Source organism: Streptomyces sp. NPDC003016 (assembly GCF_053591455.1).
In genome coordinates this window covers 1-17,281 of sequence record NZ_JBSFTV010000073.1, presented here as the reverse complement: position 1 = coordinate 17,281, position 17,281 = coordinate 1, and the positions used below count along the sequence as shown (strand labels likewise).

The following is a 17,281-nucleotide window of genomic DNA, read 5'->3' as shown; positions in this document are numbered from 1 at the left end:
GACTCTACCAGACGCTTTACCGCCCGACTTCGCCGGCGCCTTCCGGTTCTCCGCTTCCGCGTTTCCCTTTCCGGCGACTCCGACTTTATCAGAAGTTCTGAGTCGGAATTTCCGCCCCGTTCGGTTGGGCCCAAGCGCACCAGTGCGCCCGGCTTCCCGTTCAGGAGGAGTCGTAAACGTACTGGAGCGGAGCGCCTCGATGCAAATCGAGGTGCCCCGCTCCCAGTTGACCTGCTACGGCGGCGTCAGACCTCGACGACGACCGGCAGGATCATCGGACGACGGCGGTATGTGTCGGAGACCCACTTGCCGACCGTTCGGCGGATGAGCTGCTGGATCTGGTGGGACTCGAGGACGCCGTCGGAAGCCGACTTGGCGATGGCCTCTTCCATCCGCGGGACGACGGCCGCGAAGGCCGAGTCGTCGATGCCGGAGCCGCGGGCGTGGATGTTCGGGCCGCCCACGATCTTGCCGGTGGTGGTGTCGACCACGACGAAGACCGAGATGAAACCTTCTTCACCGAGGATGCGGCGGTCCTTGAGGTGGGTTTCGGTCACATCGCCGACCGAGAGGCCGTCGACGTACACATAGCCGGCCTGGACCTTGCCGACGATCTTCGCGCGACCGTCGATCAGGTCGACCACCACGCCGTCCTCGGCGATGACGATGTGGTCCTTGGGGACACCCGTCAGCGCGCCGAGCTCGGCGTTGGCGCGCAGGTGGCGCCATTCCCCGTGGACCGGCATCAGGTTCTTCGGCTTGCAGATGTTGTAGAAGTACAGCAGCTCGCCGGCCGAGGCGTGGCCCGAGACGTGGACCTTGGCGTTGCCCTTGTGAATGACGTTGGCGCCCCAGCGGGTGAGGCCGTTGATCACGCGGTAGACCGCGTTCTCGTTGCCCGGGATCAGGGAGGACGCCAGGATCACCGTGTCGCCCTGGACGATGCGGATCTGGTGGTCGCGGTTGGCCATGCGGGACAGGGCCGCCATCGGCTCGCCCTGGGAGCCGGTGCAGACGAGGACGACCTCGTGGTCGGGGAGGTCGTCGAGGGTCTTCACGTCGACGACCAGGCCCGCCGGGACCTTGAGGTAGCCCAGGTCCCGGGCGATGCCCATGTTCCTGACCATCGAGCGGCCGACGAAGGCCACGCGGCGGCCGTACTCGTGGGCGGCGTCCAGGATCTGCTGGATGCGGTGCACGTGGCTGGCGAAGCTGGCCACGATGATGCGCTTCTGGGCGTTCGCGAAGACCGTGCGCAGGACGTTCGAGATGTCGCGCTCGGGCGGGACGAAGCCCGGGACCTCGGCGTTCGTCGAGTCGGAGAGGAGGAGGTCGATGCCCTCCTCGCCGAGCTTGGCGAACTTCGGGAGGTCGGTGAGGCGGCCGTCCAGCGGGAGCTGGTCCATCTTGAAGTCACCGGTGTGGACGACCATGCCCGCCGGGGTGCGGATGGCGACGGCCAGCGCGTCCGGGATGGAGTGGTTGACCGCCACGAACTCGCAGTCGAAGGGGCCGACGCGCTCGCGGTGGCCTTCCGTGACCTCGAGGGTGTACGGGCGGATGCGGTGCTCCTGGAGCTTCGCCTCGATCAGGGCGAGCGTCAGCTTGGAGCCGATCAGCGGGATGTCCTGCTTCAGGCGGAGCAGGAAGGGGACGCCGCCGATGTGGTCCTCGTGGCCGTGCGTGAGCACGATGCCTTCGATGTCGTCGAGGCGGTCCTTGATGGACGTGAAGTCCGGCAGGATCAGGTCGACGCCGGGCTGCTCCTCCTCGGGGAAGAGGACGCCGCAGTCGACGATGAGCAGGCGGCCGCCGTACTCGAAGACCGTCATGTTGCGGCCGATCTCGCCGAGACCGCCGAGCGGGGTGACGCGCAGGCCTCCCTTCGGAAGCCTGGGGGGCGTACCGAGTTCAGGATGCGGATGGCTCAAAAGACTCTCCTCACCACACACGCCACGTACCGCTGAGGCACGTGGCGCGCATGACATTCGTGCACTTGCTGTTGTTTGGGGGTTCCTGCTTGTTCAGTTGTGAAGTCTGTGGCTAGAGCGAGAGCTGTACGCCGCCGGCTGCCAGGTCCCGCTTGAGCTGCGCCTCTTCGTCGGGCGTGAGCTCCACCATGGGAAGGCGCAGCGGGCCGGCGGGCAGACCCTGGAGGGTGAGGGCGGCCTTGGTGGTGATGACGCCCTGGGTGCGGAACATGCCGGTGTAGACGGGGAGCAGCCGCTGGTGGATCTCGGTCGCCTTGCGGACGTCACCGGCGAGGTGGGCCTCGAGGAGGGCGCGCAGCTCGGGCGTGACCACGTGGCCGACGACCGAGACGAAGCCGACCGCGCCCACGGAGAGGAGGGGGAGGTTCAGCATGTCGTCGCCGGAGTACCAGGCGAGGCCGCTCTGGGCGATGGCCCAGCTGGCGCGGCCGAGGTCGCCCTTGGCGTCCTTGTTGGCGACGATCCGCGGGTGCTCGGCGAGGCGGACGAGCGTCTCGGTGTTGATCGGGACACCGCTGCGGCCCGGGATGTCGTAGAGCATCACCGGGAGCTCGGTGGCGTCGGCGATGGCCGTGAAGTGCCTGAGCAGGCCCTCCTGCGGGGGCTTGTTGTAGTACGGCGTCACGGCGAGGAGGCCGTGGGCGCCGGTCTGCTCGGCGGCGCGGGCCAGCTCGAGGCTGTGGCGGGTGTCATTCGTGCCGACACCGGCGACGACGTGGGCCCGGTCTCCTACGGCCTCCAGTACCGCCCGTACGAGGTCGTTTTTCTCCGCGTCGCTGGTGGTCGGGGACTCGCCGGTGGTGCCGTTGACGATCAGCCCGTCGTTGCCGGCGTCCACGAGGTGGGCGGCGAGGCGCTGGGCACCGTCGAGGTCGAGTGCGCCGTCCGCCGTGAAGGGCGTGACCATGGCGGTGAGGACCCGCCCGAAGGGAGTCTGCGAAGTGGAGATCGGAGCCATGGGTAACACGCTACTCGCTGCTCAACGCGTCGTGTCCCCTCGGGGGAGGTCAGACGTACGGGAAGAGGAGGAACCCGGCACTGCCTGCTCGGGGGTTCAAGCAGTGCCGGGTCCGTTTGATCAGCCTAGATGAAATTCTCGAACTGCGGCAATACGGACACTTCGGACGGTCGATCCGTATGTCTGTACCTGGGCCGGTGTCCGGGCCCTACGGCGCGACTCGTCCGTTGTTGTTGAAAGCCGCGTAGGTGAGGGGCATGAGCTTGGCCCAGTGGGCCTCCATCTGCTCCCCCACCATCTCGATCTCGCGCTGCGGGAAGGAAGGGACCTTCGCGAGCTCGTGCTGGGTGCGCAGGCCGAGGAAGTGCATGAGGGACCGGGCATTGCACGTGGCGTACATCGAGGAGTAGAGACCGACGGGGAGCACCGCGCGGGCGACCTCACGGGCGACTCCGGCGGCGAGCATCTGCTGGTAGGCCTCGTACGCCTGGCGGTAGGAGTCCTCCATCGCGCGGGTGGTCAGCTCCTGCTGCTCCTGGGTGCCCTCGACGAACTCGTACTTGCCGGGGCGGCCCTGCTGGACGAGCTTGCGGGACTCACCGGGGACGTAGAAGACCGGCTCCAGCTCCCTGTAGCGGCCGGATTCCTCGTTGTACGACCATCCGACGCGGTGGCGCATGAACTCGCGGAAGACGAAGATCGGGGCGTTGATGAAGAAGGTCATCGAGTTGTGCTCGAAGGGGCTGCCGTGGCGGTCCCGCATCAAGTAGTTGATGAGGCCCTTGGAGCGCTCGGGGTCCTTGCTCAGCTCCTCCAGGGACTGCTCGCCGGCGGTCGAGACACGGGCCGCCCACAGCACGTCGGAGTCACTGGCGGTGTGCTTGACCAGGTCGACCGTGACGTCACTCCGGAAGTCGGGCTTGGCGGTCTCATGGGGGGTGGGGGGCACCGGCGGTCCTTCCGTGTACGTCTCTGGGCGCCCCACACTCTACGGGCCGGGGCCGGCTTGCCGGCCCGGCGGCACCCGGGGGACATTGTTCGGCCGATTCAGGGAAATCGGGCACCAAGCGACAGCTTTGTGCGTCTGTCCCTGTAGAAGCCCTGGTACCAGATCAAAAAATCCAAAGGAGTGAGCGCCCCATGTTGCGCCGGCGAGAGTCCGTCCCCTTCGCATTCGTTGCCGAGGCGGACCGATTCCGCAGTAACGTCACCCCTCCGCCCCCCGAACGTCCCAGTGCGTCCCAGCTCGCCGGGCGCACGCTGATCGGTCTCACCGTCGTCGCCGGACTGGTGGGTTCGCTGCTCTTCGGGCTTCCCGCCCTCGATCCCTCGCGTGGTCCCGGCGCGACTCAGCAGGCCGAGGCCGCCCAGGGGCGCTGAGGGGCGCCGACTCGTCCGGACCCCCTGAGGTAGCCCGGCGAAGACCTCCTCGGTAGCCTCACCGGGCACAGCCCAATCGAGCGTGCTGGTGAGTGAGGATCAGTCGTGCCCCTGCCTTTTCTGACGGCCGACCGTGCTTTCGAAGCGCCCGGTGAGACTTCCGACGATGTCGCACTGCCCTTCGACGACCACGATCAATGGCGTCGCCCCTACCGCCCCGGACCGTGGCGCGTGGGGGCGGCGGCCCTGTTGCTGCTGCTGGCGTCGTTCATCCTGCTGGCGGCCGTGATCATCATCTTCACCGGTGCGGTGCCGGAGGCCTGCGTCTGTCTGGGCCTCTCCGTGGTGCTGATCGTCTGCGCCCTTCGGCTGCTGCGTGTCGGTGCCTGGGTCAGCCGCCACGGCCTGCGGCGTGTGCGCTTCCTGGTGACGACCACGGTGCCGTGGGACCGGGCGACGGCTGTGCGTACGGTCCAGCAGCCGGTGCGGTGGCTCGGGCTGCCGCGCACGGTGCAGGGGCAGGCGCTCGTACTCGTACAGCGGGGCGGTGAGCAGCTGCAGCTGCTCACCGATCACAACGCGGACTTCCTGTTCCGGGTGGAGGCCTTCGACCGGGCGGCCGACACGGTCGAGGCCTGGGGCGACGAGTACCGGCCGGTGCCGTCCCTGTGACGCGGCAGGGCGTGTGAAAGGGGGCGTCCGGACGGACGCCCCCTTTCACATGCCGCTTCAGACCGTTTCGCCCTCGTGGAGAGCGATCGCTTTCTGCATCGCCTTGCGGGCGCGCGGGGTGTCCCGCGCGTCGTGATAGGCGATCGCCAGGCGGAACCAGGAGCGCCAGTCGTCCGGGGCGTCCTCGGTCTCGGCGCGGCGCCGGGCGAAGACCTCGTCGGCGGAGTCGCGGTCGATGCGGCCGCCGGGCGTACGTACCAGCTCGTCGACGGGCAGGCCGCCCTCGGCCTCCAGCTTCGCGGAGAGCACGTCCGCCTTGCGGGCGAACCGGGTGGTGTGCCAGAGGAACCAGAGGCCGATGGCCGGGAGGATCAGCACCGCGATGCCGAAGGTGACGGTGAGGGCGGTGCCTTCCCGGACGAGGAAGTATCCGCGGCTGCCGGCCAGGACGAAGTAGACGACCAGGACGGCGGCGAGGACGAAGTACGTGATCTTTGCGCGCATGGCTGCTCTGCCGTCAGTTCAGGTCGAGGAAGTTTTCCAGGCCGAAGGTGAGGCCCGGAGCGGTCACCACGCGGCGCGCGCCCAGCAGGATGCCCGGCATGAAGCTGCTGTGGTGGAGGGAGTCGTGGCGGATCGTCAGGGTCTCGCCCTCGCCGCCCAGGAGGACTTCCTGGTGGGCGAGGAGGCCGCGCAGGCGGATGGCGTGCACGGGTACGCCGTCCACGTTCGCGCCCCGGGCGCCGTCCAGCGCCGTGGTCGTGGCGTCGGGCTGGGGGGCGCTGCCGGCCTCGGCGCGCGCCGCCGCGATGAGCTGGGCGGTGCGCGTGGCGGTGCCCGAGGGGGCGTCGGCCTTGTTCGGGTGGTGCAACTCGACGACCTCGACGGATTCGAAGTACGGGGCCGCCTGCTGGGCGAACTTCATGGTGAGGACGGCGCCGATGGAGAAGTTGGGCGCGATGAGCACGCCCGTCTCCGGGGAGGCGTCGAGCCAGGAGCGCAGCTGCGCGAGGCGTTCGTCGGTCCAGCCGGTGGTGCCGACGACGGCGTGGATGCCGTGGCGTACGCAGAAGTCGAGATTGTCCATCACCGATGCGGGGGTGGTCAGCTCGACGACGACCTGGGCGCCGGCTTCGACGAGGGCTTCGAGCTTGTCGCCCCGGCCCAGCGCCGCCACCAGTTCCATGTCGTCCGCGGCCTCGACGGCCCGTACGGCCTCGGAGCCGATACGGCCCTTGGAGCCGAGAACGGCCACGCGCAGCTTGCTCATTGCTTGCTTCTTTCTGGAGGGCTCTAGGCGACTGATTCGTGCAGGCGGTCGGCCTGCTTGTCCTTCAGCGGGCCGATGACCGACAGCGAGGGCCGGTGGCCCAGGACGTCGGCGGCCACGGCCCGTACCTCGTCGGGGGTGACGGCCGCCATCTTGGCGAGCATGTCGTCGACGGAGATGTGGTCTCCCCAGGCCAGCTCGCTCTTGCCGATGCGGTTCATGAGCGCGCCGGTGTCCTCCAGGCCGAGGACCGTGGAGCCGGAGAGCTGGCCGACGGCGCGGGCGATCTCCTCGTCGGGCAGACCGTCGGCGGCGACCTTCTCGAGCTCGTCGCGGCAGATCTTGAGTACGTCGTGGACCTGGGCGGGGCGGCAGCCGGCGTAGACGCCGAAGAGTCCGCAGTCGGCGAAGCTGGAGGTGTACGAGTACACGCTGTAGGCCAGGCCGCGCTTCTCCCGTACCTCCTGGAAGAGGCGGGACGACATACCGCCGCCGAGAGCCGTGTTCAGTACGCCCATCGCCCAGCGGCGGTCGTCGGTGCGGGACAGGCCCGGCATGCCGAGGACCACGTGCGCCTGCTCCGTCTTGCGGTTCAGGTGCTCGACGCGGCCGGCGGTGCGGATGACGCGGGAGCCGTCGCGCGGGTCGAGGGGGACCGCGTCCGTGCGGGACAGGGCGCCGGCCTTTTCGAAGGCGCGGCGGACCTGGCGTACGACGGTGGCGTGATCCACGTTGCCCGCGGCCGCGACGACGAGGTGCGTCGGGTCGTAGTGCTTCTTGTAGAAGCGGCGGATGCGGTCGGCGGAGAGCGCCTCGACGGTGTCGACGGTGCCGAGGACCGGGCGGCCCAGCGGGGTGTCGCCGAACATCGTCCTGGCGAACAGGTCGTGGACGACGTCGCCCGGGTCGTCCTCGGTCATCGCGATCTCTTCGAGGATGACGCCGCGCTCGGCGTCGACGTCCTCGGCGTTGATCAGGGACCCCGTCAGCATGTCGCAGACGATGTCGATGGCGAGGGGAAGGTCGGTGTCCAGTACGCGTGCGTAGTAGCACGTGTACTCCTTCGCGGTGAAGGCGTTCATCTCGCCGCCGACCGCGTCGATGGCGGAGGAGATGTCGAGGGCACTGCGCTGGGCGGTGCCCTTGAAGAGGAGGTGCTCCAGGTAGTGGGTCGCACCGTTCAGCGAGGGTGTCTCGTCGCGCGAGCCGACGTGCGCCCAGATGCCGAAGGTGGCGGAGCGGACGGAGGGCAGGGTCTCGGTGACGATGCGCAGGCCGCCGGGGAGGGTGGTCCTGCGGACGGTGCCGATGCCGTCCCTGCCCTTGAGCAGTGTTTGGGTACGGGCGACGGCCCGCCCCTCCGAGGAGGTGCGGGCCGTCGTCACGGAACTACGGGAGGTCACTGGTCGGCGTCGGCCTTCTGGTCGGCGTCGGTGCCCTCTTCGCCCTCGATCACGGGGACGAGGGAGAGCTTGCCGCGGGAGTCGATCTCGGCGATCTCGACCTGGACCTTCTGGCCCACACCGAGGACGTCCTCGACGTTCTCCACGCGCTTGCCACCGGCGAGCTTGCGGATCTGCGAGATGTGCAGCAGACCGTCCTTGCCGGGCATCAGGGAGACGAAGGCACCGAAGGTGGTGGTCTTGACGACCGTACCCAGGTAGCGCTCGCCGACCTCCGGCATGGTCGGGTTCGCGATCGCGTTGATCGTCGCGCGGGCCGCCTCGGCCTGCGAGCCGACCTGGGCACCGATGTAGATGGTGCCGTCGTCCTCGATCGTGATGTCCGCGCCGGTGTCCTCCTGGATCTGGTTGATCATCTTGCCCTTGGGGCCGATGACCTCACCGATCTTGTCCACGGGGATCTTGACGGTGATGATCCGCGGGGCGTTGGGGGACATCTCGTCCGGCGTGTCGATCGCTTCCATCATCACGTCGAGGATGTGGAGGCGGGCGTCGCGGGCCTGCTTGAGGGCCGCGGCCAGGACGGAGGCCGGGATGCCGTCCAGCTTGGTGTCGAGCTGGAGGGCCGTGACGAATTCCTTCGTACCGGCGACCTTGAAGTCCATGTCGCCGAACGCGTCCTCGGCGCCGAGGATGTCGGTGAGGGCGACGTAGTGCGTCTTGCCGTCGATCTCCTGCGAGATCAGGCCCATGGCGATGCCGGCGACGGGGGCCTTGAGGGGCACACCGGCGTTCAGCAGCGACATGGTGGAGGCGCAGACCGAGCCCATGGACGTCGAACCGTTGGAGCCGAGGGCCTCGGACACCTGACGGATCGCGTACGGGAACTCCTCGCGCGTCGGCAGCACCGGCACGATGGCGCGCTCGGCGAGGGCGCCGTGGCCGATCTCGCGGCGCTTGGGCGAGCCCACGCGGCCGGTCTCACCGACGGAGTACGGCGGGAAGTTGTAGTTGTGCATGTAGCGCTTGCGGGTCACCGGGGAGAGGGTGTCCAGCTGCTGCTCCATGCGGAGCATGTTGAGGGTGGTGACGCCCAGGATCTGGGTCTCGCCACGCTCGAACAGCGCCGAGCCGTGCACGCGCGGGATGGCCTCGACCTCGGCGGCGAGCGTACGGATGTCCGTGACGCCGCGGCCGTCGATGCGGACCTTGTCCTTGATGACGCGCTCGCGGACCAGGTGCTTGGTCAGCGCGCGGTACGCACCCGAGATCTCCTTCTCGCGGCCCTCGAAGGCCGGGAGCAGCTTCTCGGCCGCGATCTCCTTGATGCGGTCCAGCTCGGCCTCGCGGTCCTGCTTGCCGGCGATGGTGAGCGCCTGCGTGAGCTCGGACTTGACGGCGGCGGTCAGCGCCTCCAGCACGTCGTCCTGGTACTCGAGGAAGACCGGGAAGTCGCCGGTGGGCTTGGCGGCCTTGGCGGCGAGGTCCGACTGGGCCTTGCAGAGGACCTTGACGAACGGCTTCGCGGCCTCGAGACCGGCGGCGACGATCTCCTCGGTCGGAGCCTCGGCGCCGTCCGCGACGAGCTGGATCGTCTTCTCGGTGGCCTCGGCCTCGACCATCATGATCGCGACGTCGCCGTCCTCCAGGACGCGACCGGCGACGACCATGTCGAAGACGGCGTCCTCGAGCTCGGTGTGCGTCGGGAAGGCGACCCACTGGCCCTTGATCAGGGCGACGCGGGTGGCGCCGATCGGGCCGGAGAAGGGCAGGCCCGCCAGGATGGTGGAGCAGGAGGCGGCGTTGATCGCGACCACGTCGTACAGGTGGTCGGGGTTGAGCGCCATGATCGTCTCGACGATCTGGATCTCGTTGCGCAGGCCCTTCTTGAAGGAGGGGCGCAGCGGGCGGTCGATCAGGCGGCAGGTGAGGATCGCGTCCTCGGAGGGCCGGCCCTCACGACGGAAGAAGGAGCCGGGGATCTTGCCGGCTGCGTACATCCGCTCCTCGACGTCCACCGTCAGGGGGAAGAAGTCGAGCTGGTCCTTGGGCTTCTTGGAGGCGGTGGTGGCCGACAGCACCATGGTGTCGTCGTCCAGGTACGCCACGGCGGAGCCGGCGGCCTGCTTGGCCAGGCGGCCCGTCTCGAAGCGGATGGTGCGGGTGCCGAAGGAACCGTTGTCAATGACGGCCTCGGCGTAGTGGGTCTCGTTCTCCACTAGCGTTATCTCCGATACTTTTCGTCTTTCGTCCCCGTCGCCCGTGTGGCGGGGGGACAGCGGCGGAGAAGCGCTTCAGCTGCGGGCCGGTCTTCGATCGAAGACCCCGGTGTCGATGTGCTCCGGGGGCCACTACCGAGGACCGGCGGCGGGGAAGCCGCTTCTCGCTCGTTCTGTCTTCTGTTGTACGACCAGACTACTGAGAGTCCGGTACGTCTCGCACGTACAGCAAAGGGAGCGGTCCCCTAGAAGTGGGGTACCGCTCCCTTCACGACGTCCGGCTTACTTGGCGCCGCCGGCCGCGCCACGGCGGATGCCGAGGCGGTCGACCAGGGCACGGAAACGCTGGATGTCCTTCTTGGCCAGGTACTGCAGCAGACGGCGACGCTGGCCGACCAGGATCAGCAGACCACGACGGGAGTGGTGGTCGTGCTTGTGCGTCTTCAGGTGCTCGGTCAGGTCCGAGATGCGGCGCGAAAGCATGGCGACCTGGACCTCGGGGGAGCCGGTGTCGCCTTCCTTCTGAGCGAACTCGGTCATGATCTGCTTCTTCGTAGCGGCGTCGAGCGGCACGCGTACTCCTCTTGGTCTTCGTAGTGCCACCGAGTGCCCCAGGTCGAATTCTCTGGGGAGCTTCCGTTACTCGGGAGGCGGGGATCCGCTGGGCGCGCAGCCTCCGGGGATACGGGGGCGCATACACAAACGGCCTCCACGCAGCTTAGCAGCAGATGCGAGCGCCCCCTGACGGCGTATCTCCGGGGTCAGACGCCGCCGCGGACCTTGGCGTACACGTCGAGGACCGCGAGGCAGATCGGAATCAGGGAGAGCAGCACCAGCGAGTCCGCGAGGTCGAGCATGCGGCCCCAGAAGGGCGAGAGGCCCTTCTTCGGGACGATCAGGCCGATCGCGATCAGGAGCAGCGCGCCGGCCGCGACCGAGGCGCCGAGCCACAGGGTCCGTACGTCGATGCCCGCGGAATCGCCCAGGGCCAGGTCCTTGATGATCTCCAGCGGCGGCGAGATCGCGAGGCCGAGGATCAGGAGGCCGGTCGTGAGGACGCCGGCCACCAGCAGGCAGGTGACCTGGGCGGTGTAGCGGAACAGCCGGGCCCGCAGCATCGCGGCGAGGGCGGTGACCAGGGCCATCAGCTGGGCCCAGCCGCTGTCGCTGAAGCCGAGTACGGCGCCGCCGGCGCCGAGGATGACGACGGCGCAGCCGCCGACGAGGCCGAGCAGCAGTTCGTGGCCGCGGCTGGTCTGGGCGGCGATGCGCTGGACGTCGACGGCCTCCAGGCTGCCCTCCTGGCCTTCGCGACGGGCGCGGGCCAGGTCCTCGGGGTTGCGGAAACCGATCGGGAGCTTGGCGAAGCGGGCCGACCAGCCCGGCAGGAAGCCGACGACCGCCAGGGCGACGACCGAGGTGACGGCCGCGATCTCGCGGGGCTGCGCCTCGGTGAGCACCCCGCCGAAGGCGGCGAGGGTGCCGATCGCGGCGGCCAGCGCGGCGGCGACGAACGGGGCGTCTCCCTGCGGCAGCAGCATGATCAGTACGACGGAGAAGACCAGTACGGCGACGCAGCCGACCAGGAACTGCAGCCTGCCCGGCCCTTCGCCCGCGTCCTGCGGAAGGACGCCGGAGCCCGCGATGAGCGCGTGCGGCAGGGCGGCGATGCCCAGCGCGACGGCCGAGGCCCGGTCGTCGTACACCCGGCCGCGTACGCCCGCGAGTGCCGTCAGCGTCAGCGCGACCACACCGGCGACGATGCCCTGGAGGCCGTGCATGTCGTGCCGGAGCGGGTCCGCGAACCAGAACACGAAGCCGAGCATCGCCAGCAGCAGCACGCCGGAGACGAGGCCGGCGACGCGCATCAGGTTGTCGTTCCAGCTGCGGAGGTCCTGCTTGACGGCGGAGGCGACCGCGTCGACCACGTCGTCATGGACCGCCGGGGGCAGTGAATCGGCGAACGTGCGCAGCAGCAGCACCTCGCCGTCCCTGACTCTGTGCTCGAGCAGGGAACGGCTGGCGTCCAGCACACGGCCGTCGCGGCGTACGAGGTGGTAGCCGGCGAGACTGCCGTCCCTCTGGACCATCCCGGAGAGTCTGACGATCTCCGGATAGATGTCCTGGATCGGCAGGTCCTCCGGCAGCGCCACATCGATACGGCTGTCCGGCGCTGCGACGGTGACCCGGCAGAAACCTGTCGATGTGCCCGTGCTCACCTGGTAGTTCCCCCTGCTAGACAAGGCTTTTTACGCCGCTCGTACGACGCGGAGCGCAACCCTATCGTCCACTCCGGGGGGCGTAGTTGCCGCCTCCCTCATTCCTCCCCGGGCTCCCCCGCATCTCCACGCTCCTGCCTCCCTGCGGTCTCATGCGTGACAGTAGGATCAGCGGCTGTGCGTGCCCGCTCTTCGGGCCGGGGGTCCGGGGGTTGCGCCCGGAGAGACACAGCAATCGCGAAGGATGAGTGCATCGGTGAGCGTCGTCATCATCAAACGGCAGCCGCGGATCCAGCCGCCTGCTGTCCCGGACGGCGAGGTGAAGCTGGAGACGCCGCCCGAGATTCCTCGGGAGGGTGACGACAGTGTGCTGATGAACCTGCTGCCGATGATGGGCATGCTGGGTTCCGTCGGCTTCTTCTTCATGCCGAATCTGCCTTCCTACATGCGGGTGGTGGGCGGACTGATGCTCGCCTCGACCCTCGCCATGGCCATCGCCCAGTTCGCCAAGTCCCGGCAGGGCGGCGGCGCGGGGATGGCCCAGGACCGTCGCGACTACTTCCGCTATCTCGAACAGGTCCGCAAGGACGTGCACAGGACGGCGGACCTGCAGCGGCGCACACAGCTCTTCCAGCACCCGGATCCGGACCAGCTGTGGGCACTGGCCGCGGACGGCAAGCGGCTGTGGGAACGGCGCCCGGCCGACGCCGACTTCGCCTCCGTACGCATGGGGCTCGGCACCCAGCAGCTGAGCACTCCGCTGGTCGCGCCGGAGACCGCGCCCAAGGAGGAGCTGGAGCCGCTGACCGCGGCGGCCATGAAGGCCTTCCTCGACGCGCACGGCAGCCTGGCCGACCTGCCCGTCTCCGTCTCGCTGCGCGCCTTCTACCACGTGGCGCTCGCCGGGGACAGTGACACCGTCTACGGCAACGCCCGCGCGGCCGTCGCCCAGCTGGCCACGCTGCACTCCCCCGAAGACCTGATGATCGCCGTGGTCGCGCACCCGTCCGCCGCCGCGGACTGGGACTGGATCAAGTGGCTGCCGCACAGCCAGCACCCGAAGGCGAAGGACGGCGCGGGCTCGGCCCGGCTGCTCTTCGACGACCTCGGTGAGCTGGAGGAGGCGCTGGAGGACCAGCTGGCCGACCGACCGCGCTGGAACCGTGACGCGAACCCCGTCTACGACCAGCCGCACCTGATCGTGGTGCTGGACGGCGGCACCGTGCCGCCGGACTCCGGACTCGCCGGCGCGGAAGGGCTTCAGGGCGTCACCTTCCTGGAGATCGCCCCCGGAGAGCTGGAGGACGAGCTGCGCGGCAACCTGACGGCGTATCTGAAGCCGAACCGTCTCCAGCTGATCGTGGGTCACGACGCGGCGTACAGCGGCAAGCCCGACGTGCTGAGCCCGGGGCAGGCCGAGTCGCTGGCGAGGCAGCTCGCCGCCTTCCGGGTCGGTACCGCGGAGGAGGGCGAACCCCTCCTGTCCAACCTGGACTTCACGGACCTCATGGGCATCGGCGACGCCGGCACCGTCGACGTCTCCCGCACCTGGCGTCCGCGCACGCTGCACGAGCGGCTGCGCGTGCCGATCGGTGTCGGCGAGAGCGGCGAGCCGGTGATGCTCGACCTCAAGGAGGCGTCGCAGGAGGGCATGGGCCCGCACGGGCTGTGCGTCGGCGCGACGGGTTCCGGCAAGTCGGAGCTGCTGCGCACGCTCGTACTCGGTCTCGCGGTGACGCACTCCTCGGAGACGCTGAACTTCATCCTCGCGGACTTCAAGGGCGGTGCGACCTTCGCCGGCATGGCGGACATGCCGCACACCGCGGCGGTCATCACCAACCTGGCCGACGACCTCACGCTCGTCGACCGCATGCGCGACTCGATCACCGGTGAGATGCAGCGCCGCCAGGAGCTGCTGCGTACGGCGGGCAACTACGCCAACCTGCACGACTACGAGAAGGCGCGGGCGGCCGGGGCCGCCCTGGAGCCGATGGCCTCGCTGGTCATCGTGCTCGACGAGTTCTCCGAGCTGCTGACGGCCAAGCCGGACTTCATCGACATGTTCATCCAGATCGGCCGCATCGGCCGTTCGCTCGGTGTGCACCTGCTGCTCGCCTCGCAGCGCCTGGAAGAGGGCAAGTTGCGGGGGCTCGACACCTATCTGTCGTACCGGATCGGTCTGCGTACGTTCTCCGCCGCCGAGTCGCGTACGGCGATCGGTGTCCCGGACGCGTACCACCTGCCGTCGGTACCCGGCTCCGGGTATCTGCGGTACGACACCGACACCATGGTCCGCTTCAAGGCGGCGTACGTGTCGGGCGCCTACCACGGCGAGGGTCCCTCGCGGGTTCACCGCTCCACACAGCTGCGGCCCGCGCTGTTCACGGCGCAGCACGTGGCGCTGCCTCCGCAACCCGTCGTCGAGGAGCCGGAGGCCGACGACCGGGTGGACGACGCCCTTGCCGACACCGTCCTGGACGTCATCGTCTCCAAGATGGAGAACCAGGGGCCGCCCGCCCACCAGGTGTGGCTGCCGCCGCTGGAGGAGGCGCCTTCGCTGGAGCAGCTGCTGCCGGCGCTGGCGGTCACGGCGGAGCGCGGTCTGACCGCACCGGAGTACACCGCGCTCGGCCGGCTCAACGTACCGGTCGGTCTGGTGGACAAGCCGTTCGAGCAGCGGCGCGACGTGCTGTACCGGGACTTCGCGGGCGGGGCCGGTCACGGTCTGTTCGTGGGCGGCCCGCAGTCCGGCAAGTCGACTCTGCTGCGTACGCTCATCTCGTCGTTCGCGTTCACCCATACTCCGGGCGAAGTGCAGTTCTACTGCCTGGACTTCGGCGGTGGCGGTCTGATCGCGATGGAGGACCTGGCACACGTCGGCGGGGTCGCGAACCGGCTCGACGGCGAGAAGGTCCGCCGTACGGTCAGCGAGGTCGAGGGCATCCTCAACGCGCGCGAGGAGTACTTCCGCGCGCACAACATCGACTCGATCCAGACGTACCGGCAGCGGCGGGCGGCGGGACTGCTGCCCGACCAGCCGTGGGGCGACGTCTTCCTCGTCGTCGACGGCTGGGCGACGTTCAAGACGGACTACGAGATGCTCGAGGCGTCCATCACCGACATGGCGATGCGCGGCCTCGGCTTCGGTGTGCACGTGATCCTGACGGCGAGCCGCTACACCGAGGTGCGGCCCGCGCTCAAGGACATGCTGCAGAACCGCATCGAACTGCGGCTCGGTGACCCGACCGAGTCGGAGATCGACCGCAAGGTGGCGCAGAACGTGCCCGCCTCGGTGCCGGGCCGGGGTCTGAGCACGGACAAGCTGCACTTCATGACGGCGCTGCCGCGGGTCGACGGTTCTTCGGAGACGGAGGACCTGGCGGAGGCCACGGCCGTGCTCATCCGGGGCATCAACGAGAACTGGCAGGGCAGCCCGGCTCCGGCCGTGCGGCTGCTGCCGAGGATCCTGGAGGCGGACCGGCTGCCGAAGGGGTTCGAGCACCCGGAGCGCGGTGTCGCCTTCGGTATCGACGAGTCGGCGCTCGCGCCGGTGTTCATCGACTTCGAGACGGACCCGCACTTCATCGTGTTCGGTGAGAGCGAGTCCGGTAAGTCGGCGGTGCTGCGGCTGCTCATCAAGCAGATCACGGAGCGCTACACGCCGGAGCAGGCGAAGATCGTCATGGGTGACTACCGGCGCGCCCATCTGGAGGCCGTACCGGAGACGCACCTGTCGCGCTACTGCGCGTCGGCGCCCGCGCTGACGGAGACGCTGGAGGGGCTCGCCGGGTCGCTCAGCCGTCGTATGCCGGGGCCGGACGTCACGCCGGAGCAGCTGAGGAACCGCAGCTGGTACAACAGCCCGGACGCGTATGTCATCGTCGACGACTACGACCTGGTGGCGACCGGTATGAACCCGCTGTCGCCGCTGGTGGAGTATCTGCCGTACGCCCGTGACGTGGGCCTGCACGTCATCATCGCGCGCTCGTCGGGCGGCGCGAGCCGGTCGCTGTACGAGCCGGTGATGCAGCGTCTGCGGGAGCTCGGGGCGCAGGGGCTGGTGATGTCCGGTGACCGGTCGGAGGGCGCGCTGCTCGGCAACATCACGCCGTCCCAGCTGCCGCCGGGGCGTGGGTACTTCCACACGCGGCGGCGCAGCGGGCAGATGGTGCAGACGGGCTGGCTGCCGTCGCGGTTCTGACCTCCTGGCTTGGCTGTACACATGCGTGTGAGGGGCGGCGCCCGGTGGGGCGCCGCCCCACACACGTTTCCCTGGAAGGGGTGCGGCCCGGGCGTTAGGCTGACGCTGCGACAGGCGGGCGGATCACAGGGGGCAGTTGTGACGTTGGGCGGCGGGATGAGGGCCGATGCGCCGATCCTCAAGGACGAGGGCTTCCAGATGTTCGAGGTGGGGCAGGACTTCGCCAAGGCCGCGAAGGCCCTCTTCGACGGGCTGAACGCCATCGAGAAGGAGTCGGGCAAGACGCCGCCGTGGGGCGACGACGAGATGGGCGAGTACTTCGGTGTCGTCTACGAAGGTCTGCGCGACGGTATGAAGGACTCGATGCCCAGCCTCGCGAAGCGGATCGCGGGCATGGGCGTGAAGTTCACCGCGATGGGCGTGCGGCACGAAAAGCACGAGCTCGAAGAGGACGCGAAGTACGTGGCCCTCCTCGCGGAGCACGATGCCGGCTCCGGCTCCGGCTCAAGGTGAACAGTTTCAAGCCCGTCTGATACGGGGCCCGCCGTGCACACAGCGCCTGACGAAGAGGGATTGCCGGGCCGTACGTACGGACAGCCAGCCGGGCGTCGACCGGCGGACCACCACCGAGCTGGGCACGACGGAGTCATCGATGACCAGGGTTGCGTGACGCCCTGGTTCGATACGTGAACTCGTGCTGTCTGGCGTACCACCACCATCCACCGGCCTTGGAACGTACGGGCACCCTTGCAGCAAGGTTGTGGCAGGAACACTCTCAAGTCGTGCCAGGGACGGTCAGTAAGTTCTGGGCACGGCTGTACTTCGTGTGATCCTCCTGCCGTTGGGGGGTGGTTGTGCGGCGGATTGCCTGTGGGGGGGCGCGCTGTGGCGATGATGTTGCCGGACGAGGTCGAGTGGGTCCTGGAGATGCTCGGCTACAAGTGGCCGACCGCGAACGAGGACCTGCT

At 68.9% G+C, this 17,281-nt stretch carries 13 protein-coding genes; 4 read left to right on the top strand and 9 right to left on the bottom strand.

What is annotated here, in order from left to right; genetic code table 11:
• Nucleotides 1-245: 245 nt before the first annotated feature.
• The 3 genes from ACWDZ4_RS34265 to thyX all read right to left on the bottom strand — a co-directional run bounded on the left by ACWDZ4_RS34265 (nt 246) and on the right by thyX (nt 3,898).
• Entirely contained in the window at nt 246-1,931 is a 1,686-nt protein-coding gene (locus ACWDZ4_RS34265; RefSeq protein ID WP_451512299.1) for a ribonuclease J, read from the bottom strand.
• A gap of 112 nt (nt 1,932-2,043) precedes the next feature.
• Complete coding sequence (gene dapA, locus ACWDZ4_RS34260) at nt 2,044-2,949, bottom strand: 4-hydroxy-tetrahydrodipicolinate synthase (RefSeq protein WP_451512298.1); 906 nt, start codon at nt 2,947-2,949, stop codon at nt 2,044-2,046.
• 208 nt (nt 2,950-3,157) lie between these two features.
• Nucleotides 3,158-3,898, bottom strand: coding sequence for an FAD-dependent thymidylate synthase (gene thyX / locus ACWDZ4_RS34255; RefSeq protein WP_344500330.1), 741 nt, complete (start codon nt 3,896-3,898; stop codon nt 3,158-3,160).
• A 191-nt stretch (nt 3,899-4,089) separates the two neighbouring features.
• Here thyX and ACWDZ4_RS34250 point away from each other — a divergent pair, with 191 nt between their 5' ends.
• Both ACWDZ4_RS34250 and ACWDZ4_RS34245 read left to right on the top strand, forming a co-directional pair.
• On the top strand, nt 4,090-4,329 hold the full coding sequence (locus ACWDZ4_RS34250) for a hypothetical protein (RefSeq protein ID WP_451512297.1): 240 nt from the start codon (nt 4,090-4,092) through the stop codon (nt 4,327-4,329).
• 105 nt (nt 4,330-4,434) lie between these two features.
• Entirely contained in the window at nt 4,435-5,001 is a 567-nt protein-coding gene (locus tag ACWDZ4_RS34245; protein ID WP_451512296.1) for a hypothetical protein, read from the top strand.
• A 57-nt stretch (nt 5,002-5,058) separates the two neighbouring features.
• On the opposite strand, the gene ACWDZ4_RS34240 is transcribed toward ACWDZ4_RS34245, so the two are convergent.
• The 6 genes from ACWDZ4_RS34240 to eccD all read right to left on the bottom strand — a co-directional run bounded on the left by ACWDZ4_RS34240 (nt 5,059) and on the right by eccD (nt 12,112).
• Nucleotides 5,059-5,505: a hypothetical protein gene (locus ACWDZ4_RS34240; RefSeq protein WP_451512295.1), complete on the bottom strand. Its 447-nt coding sequence runs from the start codon at nt 5,503-5,505 to the stop codon at nt 5,059-5,061.
• A 13-nt stretch (nt 5,506-5,518) separates the two neighbouring features.
• Nucleotides 5,519-6,271 carry a 4-hydroxy-tetrahydrodipicolinate reductase gene (gene dapB / locus ACWDZ4_RS34235; RefSeq protein ID WP_451512294.1) on the bottom strand — a complete coding sequence of 251 codons (753 nt, stop codon included), beginning with the start codon at nt 6,269-6,271 and terminating at the stop codon, nt 5,519-5,521.
• Nucleotides 6,272-6,294: 23 nt separating this feature from the next.
• Nucleotides 6,295-7,674 carry a M16 family metallopeptidase gene (locus ACWDZ4_RS34230; RefSeq protein WP_451512293.1) on the bottom strand — a complete coding sequence of 460 codons (1,380 nt, stop codon included), beginning with the start codon at nt 7,672-7,674 and terminating at the stop codon, nt 6,295-6,297.
• Nucleotides 7,671-9,893 carry a polyribonucleotide nucleotidyltransferase gene (locus ACWDZ4_RS34225; protein ID WP_451512292.1) on the bottom strand — a complete coding sequence of 741 codons (2,223 nt, stop codon included), beginning with the start codon at nt 9,891-9,893 and terminating at the stop codon, nt 7,671-7,673. The genes ACWDZ4_RS34230 and ACWDZ4_RS34225 overlap by 4 nt, the downstream gene beginning before the upstream one ends.
• A 282-nt stretch (nt 9,894-10,175) precedes the next feature.
• The gene (gene rpsO / locus ACWDZ4_RS34220) at nt 10,176-10,466 is read right to left on the bottom strand and encodes a 30S ribosomal protein S15 (protein WP_018551846.1); all 291 of its coding nucleotides are present in this window, start codon (nt 10,464-10,466) and stop codon (nt 10,176-10,178) included.
• A 188-nt stretch (nt 10,467-10,654) separates the two neighbouring features.
• Nucleotides 10,655-12,112, bottom strand: coding sequence for a type VII secretion integral membrane protein EccD (gene eccD / locus ACWDZ4_RS34215; protein ID WP_451512291.1), 1,458 nt, complete (start codon nt 12,110-12,112; stop codon nt 10,655-10,657).
• Between the two features lie 256 nt (nt 12,113-12,368).
• Between eccD and eccCa the strand changes: the two genes are divergently transcribed.
• Complete coding sequence (gene eccCa / locus ACWDZ4_RS34210) at nt 12,369-16,313, top strand: type VII secretion protein EccCa (RefSeq protein ID WP_451512290.1); 3,945 nt, start codon at nt 12,369-12,371, stop codon at nt 16,311-16,313.
• Nucleotides 16,314-16,469: 156 nt separating this feature from the next.
• Nucleotides 16,470-16,826, top strand: a complete 357-nt coding sequence (locus ACWDZ4_RS34205; protein WP_451512289.1) for a hypothetical protein — start codon at nt 16,470-16,472, stop codon at nt 16,824-16,826.
• Nucleotides 16,827-17,281: the final 455 nt, after the last annotated feature.